21 protein-coding genes are annotated in these 18508 nt (G+C 63.6%); 9 read left to right on the top strand and 12 right to left on the bottom strand.

Annotated features, from left to right (window positions below):
• The first annotated feature begins 73 nt into the window (after window positions 1-73).
• The 3 genes from OPV09_RS05580 (at window position 74) to OPV09_RS05570 (ending at window position 1994) form a co-directional block, all read left to right on the top strand.
• A complete protein-coding gene (locus tag OPV09_RS05580; protein ID WP_070305748.1) occupies window positions 74-631 on the top strand; it encodes a DUF3455 domain-containing protein in 558 nt (185 codons plus the stop codon).
• An 80-nt stretch (window positions 632-711) separates the two neighbouring features.
• Complete coding sequence (locus tag OPV09_RS05575) at window positions 712-1281, top strand: sigma-70 family RNA polymerase sigma factor (protein ID WP_374106884.1); 570 nt, start codon at window positions 712-714, stop codon at window positions 1279-1281.
• Window positions 1278-1994 (top strand): anti-sigma factor, encoded by a 717-nt coding sequence (locus tag OPV09_RS05570; RefSeq protein ID WP_338680828.1) that lies wholly within the window; start codon window positions 1278-1280, stop codon window positions 1992-1994. The genes OPV09_RS05575 and OPV09_RS05570 overlap by 4 nt, the downstream gene beginning before the upstream one ends.
• A gap of 3 nt (window positions 1995-1997) precedes the next feature.
• Here OPV09_RS05570 and proC read toward each other — a convergent pair whose 3' ends face one another.
• Window positions 1998-2828 (bottom strand): pyrroline-5-carboxylate reductase, encoded by an 831-nt coding sequence (gene proC / locus OPV09_RS05565; RefSeq protein ID WP_338680827.1) that lies wholly within the window; start codon window positions 2826-2828, stop codon window positions 1998-2000.
• A 16-nt stretch (window positions 2829-2844) separates the two neighbouring features.
• Entirely contained in the window at window positions 2845-3546 is a 702-nt protein-coding gene (locus tag OPV09_RS05560; RefSeq protein ID WP_338680826.1) for a YggS family pyridoxal phosphate-dependent enzyme, read from the bottom strand.
• A 70-nt stretch (window positions 3547-3616) separates the two neighbouring features.
• On the opposite strand from OPV09_RS05560, the gene OPV09_RS05555 reads away from it, so the two are divergent.
• From OPV09_RS05555 to OPV09_RS05540, 4 genes are all read left to right on the top strand, one after another.
• Window positions 3617-4660, top strand: coding sequence for a type IV pilus twitching motility protein PilT (locus tag OPV09_RS05555; protein WP_034749074.1), 1044 nt, complete (start codon window positions 3617-3619; stop codon window positions 4658-4660).
• 3 nt (window positions 4661-4663) lie between these two features.
• A complete protein-coding gene (locus OPV09_RS05550; RefSeq protein ID WP_338680825.1) occupies window positions 4664-5803 on the top strand; it encodes a PilT/PilU family type 4a pilus ATPase in 1140 nt (379 codons plus the stop codon).
• Between the two features lies 1 nt (window position 5804).
• The gene (locus OPV09_RS05545; protein ID WP_219329983.1) at window positions 5805-6290 is read left to right on the top strand and encodes a glutathione peroxidase; all 486 of its coding nucleotides are present in this window, start codon (window positions 5805-5807) and stop codon (window positions 6288-6290) included.
• Between the two features lie 184 nt (window positions 6291-6474).
• Complete coding sequence (locus tag OPV09_RS05540) at window positions 6475-8583, top strand: putative bifunctional diguanylate cyclase/phosphodiesterase (protein ID WP_338680824.1); 2109 nt, start codon at window positions 6475-6477, stop codon at window positions 8581-8583.
• Here the strand turns inward: OPV09_RS05540 and glcF are convergent.
• From glcF to OPV09_RS05525, 3 genes are read right to left on the bottom strand one after another with little or no spacing between them, the layout of a single operon-like run.
• On the bottom strand, window positions 8576-9811 hold the full coding sequence (glcF, locus tag OPV09_RS05535) for a glycolate oxidase subunit GlcF (protein WP_338680823.1): 1236 nt from the start codon (window positions 9809-9811) through the stop codon (window positions 8576-8578). The genes OPV09_RS05540 and glcF overlap by 8 nt on opposite strands.
• Before the next feature lie 6 nt (window positions 9812-9817).
• Complete coding sequence (gene glcE, locus OPV09_RS05530) at window positions 9818-10888, bottom strand: glycolate oxidase subunit GlcE (RefSeq protein ID WP_072456816.1); 1071 nt, start codon at window positions 10886-10888, stop codon at window positions 9818-9820.
• A 16-nt stretch (window positions 10889-10904) separates the two neighbouring features.
• On the bottom strand, window positions 10905-12395 hold the full coding sequence (locus OPV09_RS05525; protein WP_072456813.1) for an FAD-linked oxidase C-terminal domain-containing protein: 1491 nt from the start codon (window positions 12393-12395) through the stop codon (window positions 10905-10907).
• Between the two features lie 150 nt (window positions 12396-12545).
• On the opposite strand from OPV09_RS05525, the gene OPV09_RS05520 reads away from it, so the two are divergent.
• A complete protein-coding gene (locus OPV09_RS05520) occupies window positions 12546-13097 on the top strand; it encodes a cob(I)yrinic acid a,c-diamide adenosyltransferase (protein WP_034749092.1) in 552 nt (183 codons plus the stop codon).
• A 20-nt stretch (window positions 13098-13117) separates the two neighbouring features.
• On the opposite strand, the gene OPV09_RS05515 is transcribed toward OPV09_RS05520, so the two are convergent.
• The 7 genes from OPV09_RS05515 to OPV09_RS05485 form a co-directional block, all read right to left on the bottom strand.
• Complete coding sequence (locus OPV09_RS05515; protein ID WP_139143510.1) at window positions 13118-13330, bottom strand: hypothetical protein; 213 nt, start codon at window positions 13328-13330, stop codon at window positions 13118-13120.
• A gap of 128 nt (window positions 13331-13458) precedes the next feature.
• Window positions 13459-13647: a hypothetical protein gene (locus OPV09_RS05510; RefSeq protein ID WP_034749095.1), complete on the bottom strand. Its 189-nt coding sequence runs from the start codon at window positions 13645-13647 to the stop codon at window positions 13459-13461.
• 101 nt (window positions 13648-13748) lie between these two features.
• Window positions 13749-13949, bottom strand: a complete 201-nt coding sequence (locus OPV09_RS05505) for a hypothetical protein (RefSeq protein WP_034749098.1) — start codon at window positions 13947-13949, stop codon at window positions 13749-13751.
• Window positions 13950-14035: 86 nt separating this feature from the next.
• Window positions 14036-14215, bottom strand: a complete 180-nt coding sequence (locus OPV09_RS05500) for a hypothetical protein (protein WP_338680821.1) — start codon at window positions 14213-14215, stop codon at window positions 14036-14038.
• Window positions 14216-14246: 31 nt separating this feature from the next.
• On the bottom strand, window positions 14247-14627 hold the full coding sequence (locus tag OPV09_RS05495; RefSeq protein WP_034749103.1) for a glutaredoxin family protein: 381 nt from the start codon (window positions 14625-14627) through the stop codon (window positions 14247-14249).
• Between the two features lie 83 nt (window positions 14628-14710).
• A complete protein-coding gene (locus OPV09_RS05490; protein WP_034749106.1) occupies window positions 14711-14896 on the bottom strand; it encodes a hypothetical protein in 186 nt (61 codons plus the stop codon).
• A gap of 292 nt (window positions 14897-15188) precedes the next feature.
• Complete coding sequence (locus OPV09_RS05485) at window positions 15189-17255, bottom strand: FUSC family protein (RefSeq protein WP_338680820.1); 2067 nt, start codon at window positions 17253-17255, stop codon at window positions 15189-15191.
• 241 nt (window positions 17256-17496) lie between these two features.
• Here OPV09_RS05485 and OPV09_RS05480 point away from each other — a divergent pair, with 241 nt between their 5' ends.
• Window positions 17497-18465, top strand: coding sequence for an IS1595 family transposase (locus OPV09_RS05480; RefSeq protein WP_338680819.1), 969 nt, complete (start codon window positions 17497-17499; stop codon window positions 18463-18465).
• Window positions 18466-18508: the final 43 nt, after the last annotated feature.

The raw sequence follows: 18508 nt of genomic DNA, 5'->3' as shown, positions 1-18508 counted from the left end.
TGCATCCAAATAGCAAACCCCTGCGTAGTAATGGTATCAACCAGCCGGTTGAGCCAACTACCAGGAGTTTGCCATGCTTGCCACCATCGCCCCACGCCATACCGCCCCTTCCCTCACCGTGCTGTGCGCCGCCCTGCTGATGGCCGCCTGCGCCCCCATGAGCGCGCGCTATTCGCAGGAACAATTGCCGAACGCCGTGAAAGTGCCCGATGGCCACCAGGTGGCCATGCAGACGGTGGGCGTGGGCAAGATCGCCTACGAATGCAAGGCCAAGAAAGACATGACGGGCCATGAATGGGTCTTCGTGGGACCGGACGCGGCTCTGAACGACCGCGGTGGCATGCAGGTCGGCACGTATGTCGGTCCTCCTGCCACCTGGGCCAACCTCGATGGCTCGAAAGTGACGGCGACGCAAGTGGCCGTGGCGCCGGCCGGCGCGGGCAACATCCCGTATCAACTGGTAAAAGCCAACCCGGCCACGGGCAGCGGCGCCATGCAGGGCGTCAGCTACATCCAGCGCGTGGCCACCAGCGGCGGCGTGGCGCCAAGCAGCCCTTGCGGCATGGAGTCCATCGGCGCCAAGCAATGGGTGCCCTACCAGGCCGATTATATCTTCTGGAAAGCCGTATAAATACCTGGCGTTGACGGTTGGCAAGCTGGTTTCTGGCCTATACTCGGCCTTGAAAACTTGCTAACCGTTAAACCTTGACGATTGCCCCAACCTTGCCAGCCCACGCCGCCCCTTACGATTACGATGCCGCCCTGCGCGCCTGCGCCAGGGGCGAGCAGCAGGCATTGCATGGCCTGTACCAGCAGGAAAGCCGCTACCTGCTGGGCGTGGCCCTGCGCATCGTGCGCCAGCGGGCCTTGGCCGAAGACGTGCTGCACGACGCCTTCCTGAATATCTGGCGCCGCGCCGGCAGTTTCGACGCCACGCGCGGCAGCGGCAAGGGCTGGATCTATGTGGTGGTGCGGCACCAGGCGCTGGACGTGGCGCGTGCCCGCGCCCATGAACTGTCAGCCGACGAGGATACCGTGGAAACCCTGCTGCACGAACGCCAAAGCCATGATACGGGCGAGGCCTATGCCGACCAGGCGGACCTGGGCAAGCTGCACGATTGCCTCGGCCACCTGGACGAACCCAAACGCAATAGCATCCTGTACGCCTACGTCGATGGCTGTTCCCATAGCGAAATCGCGCAGCGCCTGCAAGCGCCGCTGGGGACCGTCAAGGCCTGGGTCAAGCGGGGTCTGGCCGCCTTGCGGGAGTGCATGCAATGATCAACAGCGACGAGGAATTGCACAGGCTGGCCAGCGAATACGTGCTGGGAACATTGGCGCTGGCCGAACGGGCGGCAGTGGAACAGCGTTTGCCGCGCGACGCCGCCCTGCGCGACGCCGTCGATGCCTGGGAACAGCGTCTGCTGCCCTTGACCACGCTGGCGCCGCCCGAAACGCCTTCGACCCAGTTGTGGCCGCGCATCAGCGCCAGCCTGTTCACGCCGAAAGCCGTGCGGCAAGCGGGCGGCTGGCAAGTGTGGTGGAATAGCCTGGCCTTCTGGAGACTGCTGGCCGGTGGCGGCCTGGCGGCCACGGCCGCGCTGGCCGTGCTGGTCAGCGCGCAGCTACAAGCGCCCAGCGGCCCCGGCTATCTGGTGGTGCTGGTGGCGCCGCAGGATAAATCGCCGGGCTGGATCGTGCAGGCGGGCGGACGGGGCGGCAAGAACCGCGACCTGAGCCTGATCCCGCTGGGCCCGACTGCCGTGCCGCAGCAAAAAGCCCTGCAATTCTGGACCAAGGGCAAGGACTGGGGCGCGCCCGTCTCGCTGGGCCTGGTCAAGCCGGGGCAAAGCCTTAAGTTGACCCTGGACAAACTGCCGCCGCTGCAGCCCGATCAACTGTTTGAAATCACGCTGGAGCCGCAAACGGGCTCGCCGACAGGCAGGCCGACAGGGCCGATCCTGTATATCGGCCGCGCCGTCAAGGTGATGTAGCGTTTATTTGCCCAGCTCGTCCCCCATCTCGCGCCCGCGCTGCGCGGCCGCCTTGATGCCCTTGACGATGGCCGCTTTCACACCGCTCTCTTCCATGCTGGTCAGGGCCGCATACGTCGTGCCGCCTTTCGACGTGACCCTCTCGCGCAGCAAGGACACGGGTTCGCTGGAGTTCGCCGCCAGCTGCGCCGCCCCCGTAAACGTGGCAATCGCCAGCTGCGTGCCCTGCTCGGGCGTGAGACCCAGCTCGGCCGCCGCCTGCTGCATCGCTTCGATAAAGTAAAACACGTAGGCGGGACCGCTGCCGGACACGGCCGTGACGGGGTCGATCTTCGCTTCATCATCGAGCCAGACCGTCTGGCCGACGGCGCGCAGGATGGCGTCCGCCGTCTTTTTTTGTTCTTCGCTGACGCCGCCGCTGGCCACCATGCCCGTGATGCCCATGCCGATCAGGGCAGGCGTGTTCGGCATGCAACGCACGATGGCCCGGTAATCGCCGAGCCAGCGCGACAGGTCTTGCGCGCGGATGCCGGCCGCGATCGACAGGATCAATGGCGCACGCTCCCCGTCGAGGAAGGGCAGCAATTGCGCCGCTACTTCGCGCATGCTTTGCGGTTTCACGGCCAGCACGATCACGTCCACGCAGCGCAGCGCGTCACCGGCGGCAGTGGCCGTCGTGACGCCGAATTGCACCTGCAGCTTTTCCAGCGCCGGCGCGTGCGGGTCGATCACGTGGATGTTGCCGCCCAGGGTCAATTTACCCGCCAGGCCGGCGATCAGGGCCGCGGCCATGTTGCCGCCGCCTACAAAGGCGATATTCAATTCTGTCGTCATGCTTGTTCTCTCTTCATCAGGAATAGTTGCGGGAACCAAAGATGGCACTGCCCACGCGCACGATGGTGGCGCCCTCAAGCACGGCGGCGCGCAAGTCGGCCGACATGCCCATCGACAAGGTGTCGAGCGCCAGCCCTTGAGCCTTCAATTGTTCGTACAGCGCGCGCAGTTGCGCAAAGGCAGCGCGCTGAAGCTTGAGCTCCGTTTCGGGCTCGGGGATGGCCATCAGGCCGCGCAAACGCAAACGGGGCAATTGCGCCACGGCATGCGCCAGCGCCGGCAGTTCGGCCGGCGTCACGCCGCTCTTGCTCGCCTCGCCGCTGATATTGACTTGCAGGCAGATATTCAAGTCCGGCAAGCCGGCCGGGCGCTGCTCGGACAGGCGCGCGGCGATCTTTTCCCGTTCCACCGTATGCACCCAGTCGAAGTGCTCGGCGATGGGGCGCGTCTTGTTGCTCTGGATGGGACCGATGAAATGCCATGCGGGCGCGTGCTGCGGCGCGGCCGCCTTCACAAAGGCAATCTTGTCGAGCGCTTCCTGCAGATAGTTTTCGCCGAACGCCGCCTGGCCCGCGCGCATGGCGTCCAGCACGGCGTCCGCGCCGAAGGTTTTCGAGACGGCCAGCAGGGTCACGTCGCCAGGGGCGCGCTGCGCGTCAGCGGCGGCCTGCGCAATACTCTCGCGCACGGCTTGCAAGTTCTGTTCGATTGTGGACATAATCATTTTCTAGTGTATAGGGGCGGCGGCACAGTGCGCCAGCCCATCAATGCAGGCACAGGGATTATAAATGGACATCTCCGAACTACTCGCTTTCTCCGTCAGCAACAAGGCTTCCGACTTGCACCTGTCTTCCGGCCTGCCGCCGATGATACGGGTCAACGGCGACGTGCGCCGCCTGAACGTGCCCCCGCTCGAGCACAAGGAAGTGCACAGCATGATCTACGACATCATGAACGACAGCCAGCGCAAGGCGTATGAAGAAGCGCTGGAATGCGATTTCTCGTTCGAGATTCCCGGCCTGGCCCGCTTCCGCGTCAACGCCTACAACCAGGAAAGGGGCGCCTCGGCCGTGCTGCGCACGATTCCGTCAAAGGTGCTGACACTGGAAGACCTGAACGCGCCGCGCATCTTCGGCGAACTGGCCATGCGCCCACGCGGCCTCGTGTTGGTGACGGGGCCGACCGGTTCCGGCAAGTCGACCACCCTGGCGGCGATGGTGAACCACGTCAACGAACGCCTGAACCACCATATTTTGACCATCGAAGACCCGATCGAATTCGTGCATGAACCGAAGAAATGCCTGATCAACCAGCGCGAAGTGGGTTCGCACACGCATTCGTTCAGCAACGCGCTGCGCTCGGCCCTGCGCGAAGACCCGGACGTGATTTTAGTGGGCGAATTGCGCGACCTGGAAACCATCCGTCTGGCGCTGACGGCGGCCGAAACGGGCCACCTCGTGTTCGGCACCCTGCACACCTCGTCGGCGGCGAAATCGATCGACCGCATCATCGACGTCTTCCCCGCCGAGGAAAAGGAAATGGTGCGCGCCATGCTGTCCGAATCCCTGCAAGCCGTCATTTCGCAAAACCTGCTGAAAACCAGGGATGGCGCGGGCCGCGTGGCCGCGCATGAAATCATGCTGGCCACGCCGGCCGTGCGCAACCTGATCCGCGAAGCGAAAGTGGCGCAAATGTATTCAGCCATCCAGACAGGCAGCAACGTGGGTATGCAGACGCTGGACCAGTGCCTGTCCGACCTGGTGCGACGCGGCACGATCTCGGCCGAGACGGCCCGCTCGGCCGCCAAGGCCCCTGAAAACTTCCCCGGATAAGCCATGCAGACGACGCACGAACACTATGGCGCCATGCACGCGCTGCTGGCGCAGATGCGCGCACGGGGCGGCTCGGACCTGTTCATCACGGCCGGCTTTCCTGCCGCCATCAAGCTCGACGGCAAACTGACGCCGCTGGCGGGCGGCGCGCTCGACGCGCAACAGGCGGCCGGCTACGTGCGCGCCGTCATGAACGAACGCCAGGCGGCCGAGTTCGCAGCCAGCCGCGAAGCCAATTTCGCCATCAGCCCGGACGGACTCGGGCGTTTCCGCGTGTCCGCCTTCGTGCAGATGGGCCAGGCAGGCATGGTCTTGCGCTTGATCAATACCGCCATCCCCACGCTCGATGGACTGGGTTTACCGGCCATCCTGCAAGACATCGTCATGAGCAAGCGGGGCCTCGTCATCATGGTGGGCGCCACGGGCTGCGGCAAGTCGACCACCCTGGCCGCCATGGTGGGACACCGCAACGCGCACAGCCATGGCCACATCATCACCATCGAAGACCCCGTGGAATTCATCCATCCGCACGGCAACTGCATCGTCACCCAGCGCGAGGTGGGCGTCGATACGGACGACTGGGCCACGGCCCTGAAAAACACCCTGCGCCAGGCGCCCGACGTGATCCAGATCGGAGAGATCCGCGACCGCGACACGATGGACCACGCCATCGCGTTTGCCGAGACGGGCCATTTGTGCCTGGCCACCCTGCATGCGAACAACGCCAACCAGGCGCTGGACCGCATCATCAATTTCTTCCCCGAAGAGCGGCGCCAGCAGCTGCTGATGGACCTGTCGCTGAATTTGAAAGGCATGATTTCGCAGCGCCTGATTCCCAACAAGGAAGGCGGCGGGCGCAAGGCGGCGCTGGAAATCCTGCTCAATTCGCCGCTGATGAGCGACCTGATCTTCAAGGGCCAGGTGCACGAGATCAAGGAATTGATGAAAAAATCGCGCGAGCACGGCATGCAGACGTTCGACCAGGCCCTGTTCGACCTGCACGAAGCGGGCGCCATCAGCTATGAAGACGCGCTACGCAATGCGGACTCCGTCAACGACCTGCGCCTGACGATCAAACTCAAGGGCGCAACGGCGCCGGAACCCGCCCCGCAAACGGGCGCCACCAAACTGGGACTCCTCTGACATGACCAGCATCCACGATTTCCAGGCCGAGGCGCTGGACGGCACGCCGGTCGACCTGGCGCAATACAAAGGCAAGGTTTTACTAGTCGTCAACACGGCCAGCGCCTGCGGTTTCACGCCGCAATACCAGGGGCTCGAAGCGCTGTACCGCGAATTCCACGCGCAGGGGCTGGTCGTGCTCGGTTTTCCCTGCAATCAATTCCGCCAGCAGGAACCGGGATCGAATGCGGAAATCGGCGCCTTTTGCGAGAAAAACTTCGGCGTCACCTTTCCCCTGTTTGCCAAGGTCGACGTGAATGGCCCGCATACGCATCCCGTATTTGCGCAATTAAAGCAGGCCGCGCCCGGCATATTGGGCACGCAATCGATCAAATGGAATTTCACCAAGTTTTTGGTGCGCAAGGATGGCAGCGTATTTCGCCGTTACGCGACGGCCAGCAAACCGGCCAGCCTGGCGGACGACATTCGGCAATTGCTACAGGAATAGCGATTTGGTGGTTTGTTTAAAAACAATAATTGCTGAAATCAATCAATCCGCACTTATTTCATGCTTGATATCAATATTGTGTTTCCAATAGCAAATTTCGGTGATAATGTTTGCATAATTATTCGCAGATATCGATCAAAAAACGATGCCAGTCTTTGGGAAAATATTATCTTCATGGATGCGGATGGGAATTTATTCCCGCCTCTTTCTTCCTATTTTCTTCCTGATACTCGCCGTTTCCGCCGTTCGCTATCACGCCCTGCTCGGCACGGAAACGGCGCTGGCCAATGCGCGCTACCAGAGCGATGCGCGGCAACTCGACCTGTTCCTCGCCAATAGCGTGCTGCCGCTGGCCGTGCACGCGGACAGTCACGCGATGCACGACAGCGTGCGCCAGGTGCTGCGCAGCGCCCTGCCGCTGAACCGCAGCCTCGTTTCCGCGCGCTGGGACACGGCTGGCGGACATGTCGAGGTGCTGGCCGACAGCAAGCTGGCCGGCACGCTGGCCACGGTGCCGGCGTGGTTCGCGCGCCTGGCCGGCATCACGGCCATCCGCAGCCGCCTGACGGTGGCGCTGCCGGACGGCGGCGACGGCATCCTCGACCTGCACTACACGCCCGGTCTGCCCCTGGCGCAGGTGTGGCTCAGGGTGCGCGAGCAGGCCGTCCTCAGCAGCATCAATATCGTGCTCGTCTTCGTGCTGCTGGGCTTGATCCTGGGCACCCACCGCAAGCTGCTGGCGCGCTTCGTGCAAGCGACCGACCGCTTCCGCGACGGCAACTTCGCCGTGCGCCTGGTGGCCGGCGCCACGCCCGAAGCGCAAGCCGTGTCGCAGTCGTTCAACGGCATGGCCGGCGATATCGAAGCACTGCTGACCACGCTGAAAACCAGCCAGCGCCAGCTGGGCGAGCAATTGAACGAAACCGTGCACATGCAGCAGGCGCTGCAAAAGCTGTCCTGGCAAAACTACAATGATGTGCTGACGGGTTTGCCCAACCGTGCCGCGCTGGCCGCCCGCTTCGAACAGGAACTGTTCCTCGCGCGCGAACGCCAGCGTCTGCTGGCCGTCTGCCTGTTCGACCTCGACCACTTCCAGGCCATCAACGACCGCTACGGCGCCGAGGCCGGCGATGAAATCCTCAAGCAGGTGGCCGGCCGCCTGCACGGCTTTACGGGCCAGGTCCACTACGCGGCGCGCCTGGGCGGCGATGAATTCGTCCTGCTGCTGTGCGGCCAGGCCAGCATCGCCAGCATCGAACAGAACGTCACGCAGCTGATGGCGGAACTGTGCCGCCCCTATCAGTGCGACCAGCAGGCGCTGCACATGACGGCCAGCGCCGGCATCGCCGTCTACGCGGGCAAGGACTTGAATACGGAAAGCCTGCTGCGCCACGCCGACCACGCCGTCTACCAGGCCAAGCTGACGGGGCGCAACCAGTACCACTTCTTCGACACCAATCTCGATGAAGAAGTGCGCACCCACCACAACCAGCGCACGGAAGTGCGCCATGCCCTGATCAATGGCGAACTGCGGCTGTACTACCAGCCCAAGGTGAACATGCGCGCCGGCACCGTGGTGGGCATGGAAGCGCTGCTGCGCTGGCAGCATCCGCGCCGCGGCGTGCTGGCGCCCGCGCAATTCCTGCCGCTGGTGGAACAGACGGATTTGATCATCGACATCGGCGAATGGGTGCTGCGCCAGGCCCTGTGGCAGATGCAGCGCTGGGTGGCCAGTGGCAAGCACTGGGTGGTCAGCGTGAATATCGCGGCACGCCACTTCCAGCAACCGGATTTTGTCTCGCGCCTGGAAACCATCCTCGGCGAATTTCCCGGCGTGCGCGCCAGCATGCTGGAACTGGAAATCCTCGAATCGTCGGCCCTGCACGACATCGAAGACGTGCGCCGCATCATCCGCGCCTGCCAGGCGCTGGGCATCACGTTCGCGCTCGACGATTTCGGCACCGGCTACTCGTCGATGTCATACCTGAAACGCCTGCCGGCGAATATCGTCAAGATCGACCAGAGCTTCGTGCGCAATATGCTCAACGACCGCGACGACCTGCACCTGGTGCGCGCCGTCATCGGCCTGGCCCGCTCCTTCAGCCTGACGGTGATCGCCGAAGGCGTGGAAAGCGTCGAACATGGCGCGCGTTTGATCCAGCTGGGCTGCGACCTGGCGCAAGGCTACGGCATCGCCCGCCCCATGCCGGCCGACGCCGTGCTGGAGTGGGCCGCCAACTTCGTGCCGGCGCCGCAATGGCGCATCGCGCAGTACAGCGAAGTGCCTATATAGGCGCCAAGGCCGAGTCGATCAGCTCGATCCAGTGCCGCACGGGCGTCTCCGTACCCGACTGCAGGTGGCTCAGGCAGCCGATATTGGCCGACACGATCATCTCCGGCTCGCATGCCTCCAGGTTCGCCACCTTGTTGTCGCGCAGCTGCTGCGACAGGGCCGGCTGCAAAATCGAATACGTGCCCGCCGAACCGCAGCACAAATGGCTGTCCGCGCACAGGCGCACGTCGACGCCGACGGCGCGCAAGACCTGCTCCACCTTGCCGCGCACCTGCTGGCCGTGCTGCAGGGTACACGGCGGGTGATACGCCACCCGTTTTCCGATGCGCCCTTTCAGCAGCGCCGCCAGTTCCGCTTCAAACGCCGGCATGATCTCGGACAGATCACGCGTCAGCGCCGCGATGCGCCGCGCCTTGTCCGCATACTGCGCATCGTGGGCCAGCAAATGGCCATATTCCTTGACCGTGGCGCCGCAGCCGGATGCCGTCATGACGATGGCTTCCACACTGTCCACGCTGTCTACGTAAGGCCACCAGGCGTCGATATTGCGGCGCATGTCGTCCAGCGCCGCTTCCTGGTCATTCAGGTGATGGCGCAAGGCGCCGCAGCAGCCGGCCTTCGGCGCGACGATCAATTGCACGCCCAAGGCATCGAGCACGCGCGCCGTGGCCGCGTTGATGTTCGGCGACATGGCCGGCTGCACGCAGCCATCGAGCAGCAGCATGCTGCGCGCATGCTGGCGCGTGGGCCATGCCCCCGCTTGCGCGCCCGGACGCAATTTATCCTGCAAGCCTTTCGAGAGCAGCGGCCGCAGCGCCTGCCCCGCCTTGTACACGGGCGTAAACAGCCAGCGGCGCGGCAAGGCTTCCTTCAGCGCGAAGCGCAGCGCGCGTTCGCGCAAGGGGCGCTGCACGCGCTGCTCGACGACGTTGCGGCCGATGTCGACCAGGCGCCCGTACTGCACGCCCGAGGGACAGGTCGACTCGCAGTTACGGCAGGTCAGGCAGCGGTCCAGGTGCGTCTGCGTCTTGGCCGTGACGGGCGCGCCTTCGAGCACTTGCTTGATCAAATAGATGCGTCCGCGCGGGCCATCGAGTTCGTCGCCCAGCAGCTGGTAGGTGGGACAGGTGGCCGTGCAAAAGCCGCAATGCACGCAGGCGCGCAAAATGGCTTCGGCTTCGTCGCCTGCCGGCGTATTCTTGATGAAATCGGCGAGATTGGTTTGCATGCGCGCTCAATACATTCTGTGCGGGTTGAAGATGCCGGCCGGGTCGAAAGCCTGCCGCAGACGCTGGTGGATGGTGGCCACGGCCGGCGCCAGCGGGTGAAACACGCCCACGGCCTTGTCGCCGCCACGGAACAGGGTCGCATGGCCGCCGGCGGCCGCCACGGCCTGGCGAATCTGCACGCTGCTGGCCGCATCGGCGTCGCCATCGAGCTTGAGCCAGCGCTGCGCCCCGCCCCACTCGATCAGCTGGCGCCCTTTCAGGATCACGGCGCTGGCGTGCGGCGGCAGCGACAAGCGCCACAGGCTGCCCGCGCCAGCAAAGAAATCGTGCGTTTGCTCGCGCACGGACAGCCAGAAGGCGGATGCTTCTTCTGCTGCCAGCACTTCGCCTTTCAATGATTGCAGGGCCGCCGACACGGCCGCCTCGGCGCCGGACAGGCGCACCGTCAACACGCCATCGTGCCAGCAGCTGGCCGATATCGGCAGCGGCTTGCCCGCCCACTCATTGAGCATGCGCAAGGCGGCGATTTCCGCGCAGGCCACGCGTAACGTCGCTTCGCGCAGCGGCAAGGGCAGCACCTTCAGCGACACTTCCAGGATCAGGCCCAGGGTCCCCAGGGCCCCCGCCAGCAGGCGCGAGACATCGTAGCCGGCCACGTTCTTCATGACTTGTCCGCCGAAGGCCAGGCGTTCGCCATGGCCATCCATCAGCACGGCGCCCAGCACGAAATCGCGCACGGCGCCCGCGCTGGCCCGGCGCGGGCCGGACAAGGCGCTGGCGACGACGCCGCCCACCGTGGCGCCGGGGCCGAAGTGCGGCGGTTCGAACGCCAGCATCTGGTTGCGCGCGGCCAGCGCCGCCTCGATCTCGGCCAGCGGCGTACCGCAGCGGGCCGTGATCACCAGCTCCGTCGGTTCATAGTCGATGATGCCCGCATATGCGCGCGTGTCGAGCACCTCGCCTTCGAGCTGCTGTCCATACCAGTCCTTCGTGCCGCCGCCGCGCAGGCGCAAGGGCTTGCCCGCCGCGCTGGCCGCCAGTATCTGCTGCCTGAATTGTTCCGCTATCGCTTGCAAAGGGGTCTCCGGAAAATTAAAAACGGGGCAGGTTGGCGAACGGCAGGCGCCCTGCCGTCACATGCATCTTGCCGAATTCGGCGCAGCGGTTCAAGGTGGGAATCGCCTTGTCCGGGTTCAGCAAGGTGTGGGGATCGAAGGCACGCTTGACGGCAAAGAAGGCATCGAGTTCGGCGCGCGTAAACTGCACGCACATGGAATTGATCTTTTCCATGCCCACGCCATGTTCGCCCGTGATGGTGCCGCCGACGGCCACGCACAGGGCCAGGATATCGGCGCCAAACGTTTCGGCGCGCTCGAATTCGCCGGGCATGTTGGCGTCGAACAGGATCAATGGGTGCAGATTGCCGTCGCCCGCGTGGAACACGTTCGCGCAGCGCAAGCCATGCGTCGTTTCCATGGCGGCGATACCCGTCAGCACTTCCGCCAGTTTTTTGCGCGGGATGGTGCCGTCCATGCAATAGTAATCGGGCGAGATGCGACCGGCGGCGGGAAAGGCGTTCTTGCGGCCGGACCAGAATTTCATGCGCTCCGCTTCCGACTGCGAAACGGCGATGGCACTGGCGCCCGCCCCTTCCAGCACGGCCGTCATGCGCGCGATTTCCTCTTCCACTTCCTCGTGCGTGCCATCCGCCTCGCACAGCAAAATGGCGGCCGCGTCGATGTCGTAGCCGGCCTTGACGAACGGCTCGACCATGCGCGACGACGTCTGGTCCATCATTTCCAGCCCGGCCGGAATGATGCCGGCGGCGATCACGTTGGCCACGGCATTGCCGCCCGTGACGACGTCGCCGAACGACGCCATGATGACACGCGCCGTGGCCGGCTTCGGTATCAGTTTCACGGTCACTTCCGTGACGATGCCCAGCATGCCTTCGGAGCCGATGAAGACGGCCAGCAGGTCGAGACCGGGAGAGTCCAGGCATTCGCCACCCAGCTCCAGCACATCGCCATCGATGGTGACGACGCGCACGCGCAGCACGTTATGCACGGTCAAGCCGTATTTGAGGCAATGCACGCCGCCCGAGTTTTCCGCCACGTTGCCGCCGATGCTGCAGGCGATCTGCGACGAGGGATCGGGCGCGTAATACAAGGCATATTGCGCGGCCGCTTCGGAGATGGCCAGGTTGCGCACGCCCGGCTGCACCACGGCCGTGCGCGCGTAGGCATCGAGGCGCACGATGCGGTTCAGACGCGCCGTCGACAGCACCACGCCATCGGCGATCGGCAAGGCGCCGCCCGACAAGCCCGTACCGGCGCCGCGCGGCACGATCGGCACGCCAAGTTCGCGGCAGACGCCGAGGATGGCGATAACCTGCTCTTCCGTATCCGGCAAGGTGACCACCATCGGCAACTGGCGGTAGGCGGCCAGGCCATCGCATTCATACGGGCGCGTGTCTTCCGCGTCGGACAGCACGCAGCGGGCCGGCAGCACGGCCAGCAGGGCCGCGACGACGGCTTGCTGGCGCGCGGCGGTCAATCCGGATTCAGGAGCGGCATTGAGCATAAGATGGGGACAAATGGACATGGGCGTGCAACGATTGTAAGCACAAAAGTGGCGCGCACCGCATTTTTTGTCCGATTTGCCCGCAAATCCGCAGCCAGGCGGCGCGCAGTGTCGTATGCTGCCCCCATTCTTCTTTACAGGATCAGCATCATGGGCAACCGACTTTCGAAAATCGCCACGCGCACGGGCGACAATGGCAGCACCGGCCTGGGCGACGGCAGCCGCACCAGCAAGGACAGCGCCCGCATCCACGCCATGGGCGACGTGGACGAACTGAACTCCAATATCGGCTTGCTGCTGTGCGAAGCCATGCCCGACGCCTTGCGCGACGAGCTGGTGGCCATCCAGCACGACCTGTTCGACCTGGGCGGAGAAATCTGCATCCCCGGCTACCAGCTGATCAAGGAAGAACACGTGCTGCGCCTCGATGACCTGCTGGCGAAATACAATGCGGACTTGCCGGCCCTTTCCGAATTCATCCTGCCGGCCGGCTCGCGCGCCGCCTCGCTCGCGCATGTGTGCCGCACCGTGTGCCGCCGCGCCGAACGCAGCATCGTCGCGCTGGCCAATGCGGAAACCATCCACGAGCATCCGCGCCAGTACGTGAACCGCCTGTCCGACCTGCTGTTCGTGCTGTCGCGCGTACTGAACCGCTTTGCCGGCGGCAGCGACGTGCTGTGGCGGCATGACCGCGCCAGATGACGCGGCCATGCACGTGTTGCTTATTCCGGCATCTCGGGATAGATGCCATTACGGCAGTTTTCAACGCAGAAATTGTAGTTGTCGCGGCAGGAAGCGTCACCCCGGCCTTCGTCGAGACAAATTCCCCTTAATTGGGCGCACTGGAAACCACAGCTTGGAGTGCTGTTTGCCGCCTTGTTGAACGACAGGCTGGCACCTGCAACAAAAAGAAAAAAAGCGATTTTTTTAAACATGCTGTTCCTTAGTGAGCGACGTGAAGTAAACACGCAACATGTCACAGTTTCATGTTGCGCCCAAAGACAAGGGATAGAATCGGCTAGCGCCTTTCTTCAGCACCGGCCAGAATAGTTATTGGATTTTCCTAGCCGCAGGCCTGAAGACACACTTTATTGGCGCGGACGCATGAAGGAACACTGAACTCCATGACACAGGCATCGAGCGCCATATAACACTCGGATTGGCATTCCGAAATGTCAGCGGTACTGCTGGCCATCGCATACGAGGCGCTGACGCCCATGGCAAACAAAAAGAAACCGAGCTTTTTGAACATAAGTACTCCTTGGTGGAAATGAGGCACTGCAGGACGGATGAGGTGATTCGGCCGGCCCGGCCACGATACGGGCAGGCCGGCAACCATCATGGACGGCACATTTACGGCAGGTATGGATCGCAGCGGTCGTAGCACATCTGATGAATCTTGGTGCAGGCACCAGGCGCGGTCGGATGGTCCGTCATGCACTGGTCCAGCCTGTCATCGCATTGCGAATAGCATTCCGGCTCGCCGCCGCCGGCGATCGCATACGAGGCGCTGACGCCCATGGCAAACAAAAAGAAACCCAGTTTTTTGAACATAAGCACTCCTGTTGAATTGACAGACGATCACTGACATCCATGGCGCGCCGTCTCTTACGCGCCATCCACACTGCGTCAGCGCGTTCCTAGCGCAGGCACTGGTGCAGGCATTCCTTGTACTGCTGCATGCAAGCTGGCTGGTCGAACTCCACGCAATCGAGCATGTTGCGTTCGCAGACAAAGGTGCAATCGGGGCTGCCGGCGTGCACACTGAAGGACAGGGCCGTGCCGGCAGCAAACAGGAAAGCGGCAATCTTTTTGAACATGGTCAGCCTTTCAAGTTAACAAGTGGGAACGTCAGATTTTCTTCAGCGCCGCTTCCAGCGCGCCTGCATTGAAGCCCTGGATCTTGCGGTTGCCGATCAACACCACCGGTACGCCGCCGCCACCCAGTGCTTCATGGGCTTTTCTTGCTTCCGGGGATTTCTCGATATCGAGATCGACGAATTCGATCTTGTTTTCCTTGAAGTAGGCGCGCGTCTTGGCGCAATAGCCGCACCAATCCGTGCCGTACAGCACCACTTTCGTCTGGGCATTCGGGAAATACGCGGCGTAATTGCCCTCGGTGTAATTCGACTTGAGCAAGCCGGGCAACAAGGACAGGCCATAACCGCTGCCCAGGCCAGCGGCCAGGATCAAGCCATACATGGCGATGGTTTTAATTTTCTTTTGCATCATAAGTTTCTTAGAGGCGTAGAGGATCGATGGGCGGCCAGCGCAGCAGGCGATGACCGGCCGCCTCGCAATGCAAAAAACGGATATCAGGCGCCGATTTGGCAGACTTTCAGGCAGGCTTTGTAACTGCCGATGCAAAATGGGGATCTGTCACCATTCATCATCGTGCATTCCCGCAGCTCCTCCTCGCAACTGGAGCAGCCGATATCGGAAGCGATGGCGTAGGAAGCGCTCAGTCCCAGGGTAAAAATAAATGCTGCAATCTTTTTCATTTACTACTCTCCATGTTAGCGATTGCGCCAGGTAAACCTGGCAATCGCGTCAGACCAGTCGTAAAAAAATCCATATGAATTTCATTTTTGCTTGCTACGAAAACGAATATAGACCGCACTTATTTTAGAGTCAACGTTTCCTTTCGATAAATTTCCAGTTTGAAAAATATATCTGAGAAGCCCATGAAATGTGGAATTTGGAGAGATTGGCAAGCGCCAAACGTCTATACAATATTGGCGCCGCAAGCAGGAAAAGGCCGGTTGCGGGCGCAACCGGCCGAGCGGCTACGCTTCAGTGCGAAGATGCCACCGCGCTATCGACGGCCTGCACATGCTCGCGCAGCAAGCCGCGCAACAACTGCACCTGCGCCACCGCATCGGCTTGCAGGGCAGTCAAGCCCTCGGCCGCGCACGGGCCGGGCGCGCTGGCATCGGCTGCACCACGCAGCAGCGCATCGATTTCCCCGCTGACGGCGGCAATCCACCGTTGCAATTCGGGCGGCGCCGGCTCGGCTTGGGGACTCAAACTGATGCGCGCCGTACTGCCCGCCACGCGGCGCAGCAGCGGCAAGGTGCGCAGCGCCGCCAGGCCCACGCCGCTGCTACGGTCCAGGCGGCGCTCGATGCGCAAGCGCTGCAGCACTTGCTCCGCGTTATTGCTGGCCAGCCCCGCCTCACGGCGCAGGCGCGCAATCGCACTATCCCAGCGTCCGCCCGCCGCCAGCACGGCCAGCAGGTATTTCAGGTTGGCCGACACGGCTTTCGCCAGGCGCTGGTCGAGATCGTCCGCCTCGCGGTCCGGCCACAGGAAAAACGTGGCCAGCAGAGCCAGCACGCAACCGAGCACGTTGTTGCCCAGGCGGCTCATCGCATACACCATCTCGCTGGCCGGCGCCGCATAGTCGGCCACCAGCACGAAGGCGGGCGTCATGAACAGCACGTGCAGACTGTAGCTGACACGGCGCAAGGCCATGGTGGCGACAATCAGGGGAAACACCACCAGCGAGATGCCCAGCGGCGTGTAAATGACGAGGCCGATCAGCACGGCCAGCACGGCGCCCAGCACGCTGCCAGCGACCCGCTCAATGCCGCGCGGCCAGGTGGTCGATACGGATGGCTGCAAGATCAATAAGGTCGCCATCGTGGCCCAGTAGCCGAACGGAATCTGCAAGGCTTCGACCAAGAGGAAGCCGGCCGTCGTCGCCAGCGACACGCGCGCCGCATGGCGCCAGCTCAACGATTGCGGCGTGGCGTTGACCTTCGCCGTTTGCCATGCCTGCCCCAGCGCCAGGAAAGCCGCCTCGCGCCACGGCAGCTGCGTCGCGCGCGGCAAGCCCAGTTCCATGAAGTCCACGTTCAGTCGCAGCGGCAGCAAGGCGCCCAGCGCCGCTTCCAGGCGCCGTCCGCAGCCCGCCAGGCGGCGCTGCAATGCCAGGGGCGGCGTTTCCGGCTGGCGCTGTACGGCCTGTCCCAGGCGGCGCAGCAGCACGGCCATCACTTCCAGGCTGCGCCGCGCGCGCGGATCCTGGCGCAGGCGCTGCTGCTCGCGCTCGCACGTATGCGTGACGGCGATCAGATAGGCGAAGATGCGCTCGGCGTCGCTGAGCGCCAGCAGCAAGTTGTCGTACAGGGCGCTGCGTCCCGCGCGGGCGGGCGGCACGGCGGCCAACGCCACGCGCGCCGCTTCCAGCGCGGCGCGCGCCTGCGAACGGTAGCTGGCGCCATGCGCGGTCGCGTCCGGCAGCGCCGGGCCCTGCTCCAGGAAGCGCGCATTGTCGCGCGCGATGCCGGCCAGGCGCGAATACGCGGCGCGGATGGCGCGCCTGGCCGGGCTGAACGGATGGATACGCCAGACCGTAAAACTGAGCACGGTGGCAAACAGGCAGCCGAACATGTACAAGCCCAGGAAAGGCGCCGTCTGCGTCATCGATTCCAACGGATGCGTGACCATCACCACGCAGGCCGTGGCCGCCAGGATGGCCACTTGCGCCGTGGCCGCGCCCCAGATGCGCGCCAGCGCGCCGGCCCAGGAAAACAGCAGGACGGCGATGGCCGCCACCACCACGCCATGGCCGGCCGCCAGCGCCGTCAGGCCGCCAGCGACCGTCGACAGCAAGCCGAAGCCCACCATCGAGACGAAGCGCATGCGCCGCGTGCCGGCCGCGTCCGCAAGGCAGGTCCAGAAGGCGCCGATGGCGGCCCAGGAAAAATCGGGATGGTCGAACAGCAGGCCCAGCAGCAGCATGGCGCTCGAGGCGCACGCGGCCCGCAAGCCCTCGGACAGATTCGTTTCGTCGATGGCCAGGCTGACCATCCACAGGGGGCGGCGCTGCGCCAGCTTGTCGGTATAGGCGTGCATGCCCGTCAGCCAGCGGCCAGCCAGTGCGCGCGAACGGCGGTGAAGTTTCCTGAAATGCAAGTTGGACTTTGAAAGGGTATCAAAGCGTCATCGTAGCATTCCCCAGCGAAAAATGTTGCAGTGCAGCGTAAATTCCTGTCGACAAAAAAAAGGGCTCTGTCATCGGCAAGCAGGGGAAATGCCGGAATCTTCCCTTGTCTGTGCTGTCTGACTCTGTATATTCACCCTGCAGGAGCAGATCATGCGGTCAGCCGAATGGATCACCTTGATTGCGCAGTTTGCTCGTTTGAACCAACGCCAGCGGCAGGCAGGCATTACCCTGCTGCGTGGCAACGCGCCACACGACGCGACCGTCGCGCTGCTGGAAAGTGTGGCCCAGCCGCGATTGGCCTGTCCCGCCTGTCACTCGGCACACCTGCACCGGCACGGCCATGCGCACGGCTTGCAGCGCTACCGCTGCGTTCCCTGCGGCCGCACCTTCAATGCGCTCACCGGCACGCCGCTGGCGCGCCTGCGCCACAAGGCGCTGTGGCTCGATTATGCCGATTGCCTGCTCGACTCATCTTCGGTGCGCCAGGCTGCCAGCCAATTGGGTGTGCACCGCAATACCACCTTTCGCTGGCGTCACCGGTTTTTATCGCTGGCAAAGACCGACCGGCCGCATGGCCTGCACGGCATCGCCGAGGCCGACGAGTTATATCTGCTGGAATCGGAAAAGGGATCCAGAAACATGACGCGTCCGCCACGCCGCCGTGGCGGCCATGCCCGCCAGCGCGGCATATCGAATGAACAGGTGTGCATCCTGGTGGCGCGCGACCGCACGGGCCAGACCCTCGATTTCGTCACGGGCAAAGGGGCGCTGACGAAGGCGCAGTTACACCATTGTTTGCTACCCATGATCGACAAGGATGTCTTGCTGGTCACCGATGGCCATGCCGCCTATCGGGCTTTTGCTCGGGAAGCGGGCATCAGCCACCAGGCCGTCAACTTGCGCGCAGGCATCCGCGTACAGGGCGCCGCCCACGTGCAGAACGTCAATGCTTATCACAGCCGTTTGCGGCAATGGCTAGGTCCGTTTCACGGCGTGGCGACGCGCTACCTGCCAAATTATCTGGGGTGGCGCTGGATACTCGACGCCGGGCGCATCCGTTCACCGGAAACGTTATTGAGAGCAACGCTGGGCGCGTTCCCACATCTGACGGTGACATAGCCAAAAAAAGCGGCACCGCAGTGCCGCTTTTCCTGTCGACAGA

The sequence above is a fragment of the Janthinobacterium sp. TB1-E2 genome (assembly GCF_036885605.1).
Taxonomy (GTDB): Bacteria; Pseudomonadota; Gammaproteobacteria; order Burkholderiales; family Burkholderiaceae_D; genus Janthinobacterium; species Janthinobacterium aestuarii.
This window is presented reverse-complemented; position numbering and strand designations above follow the sequence as displayed.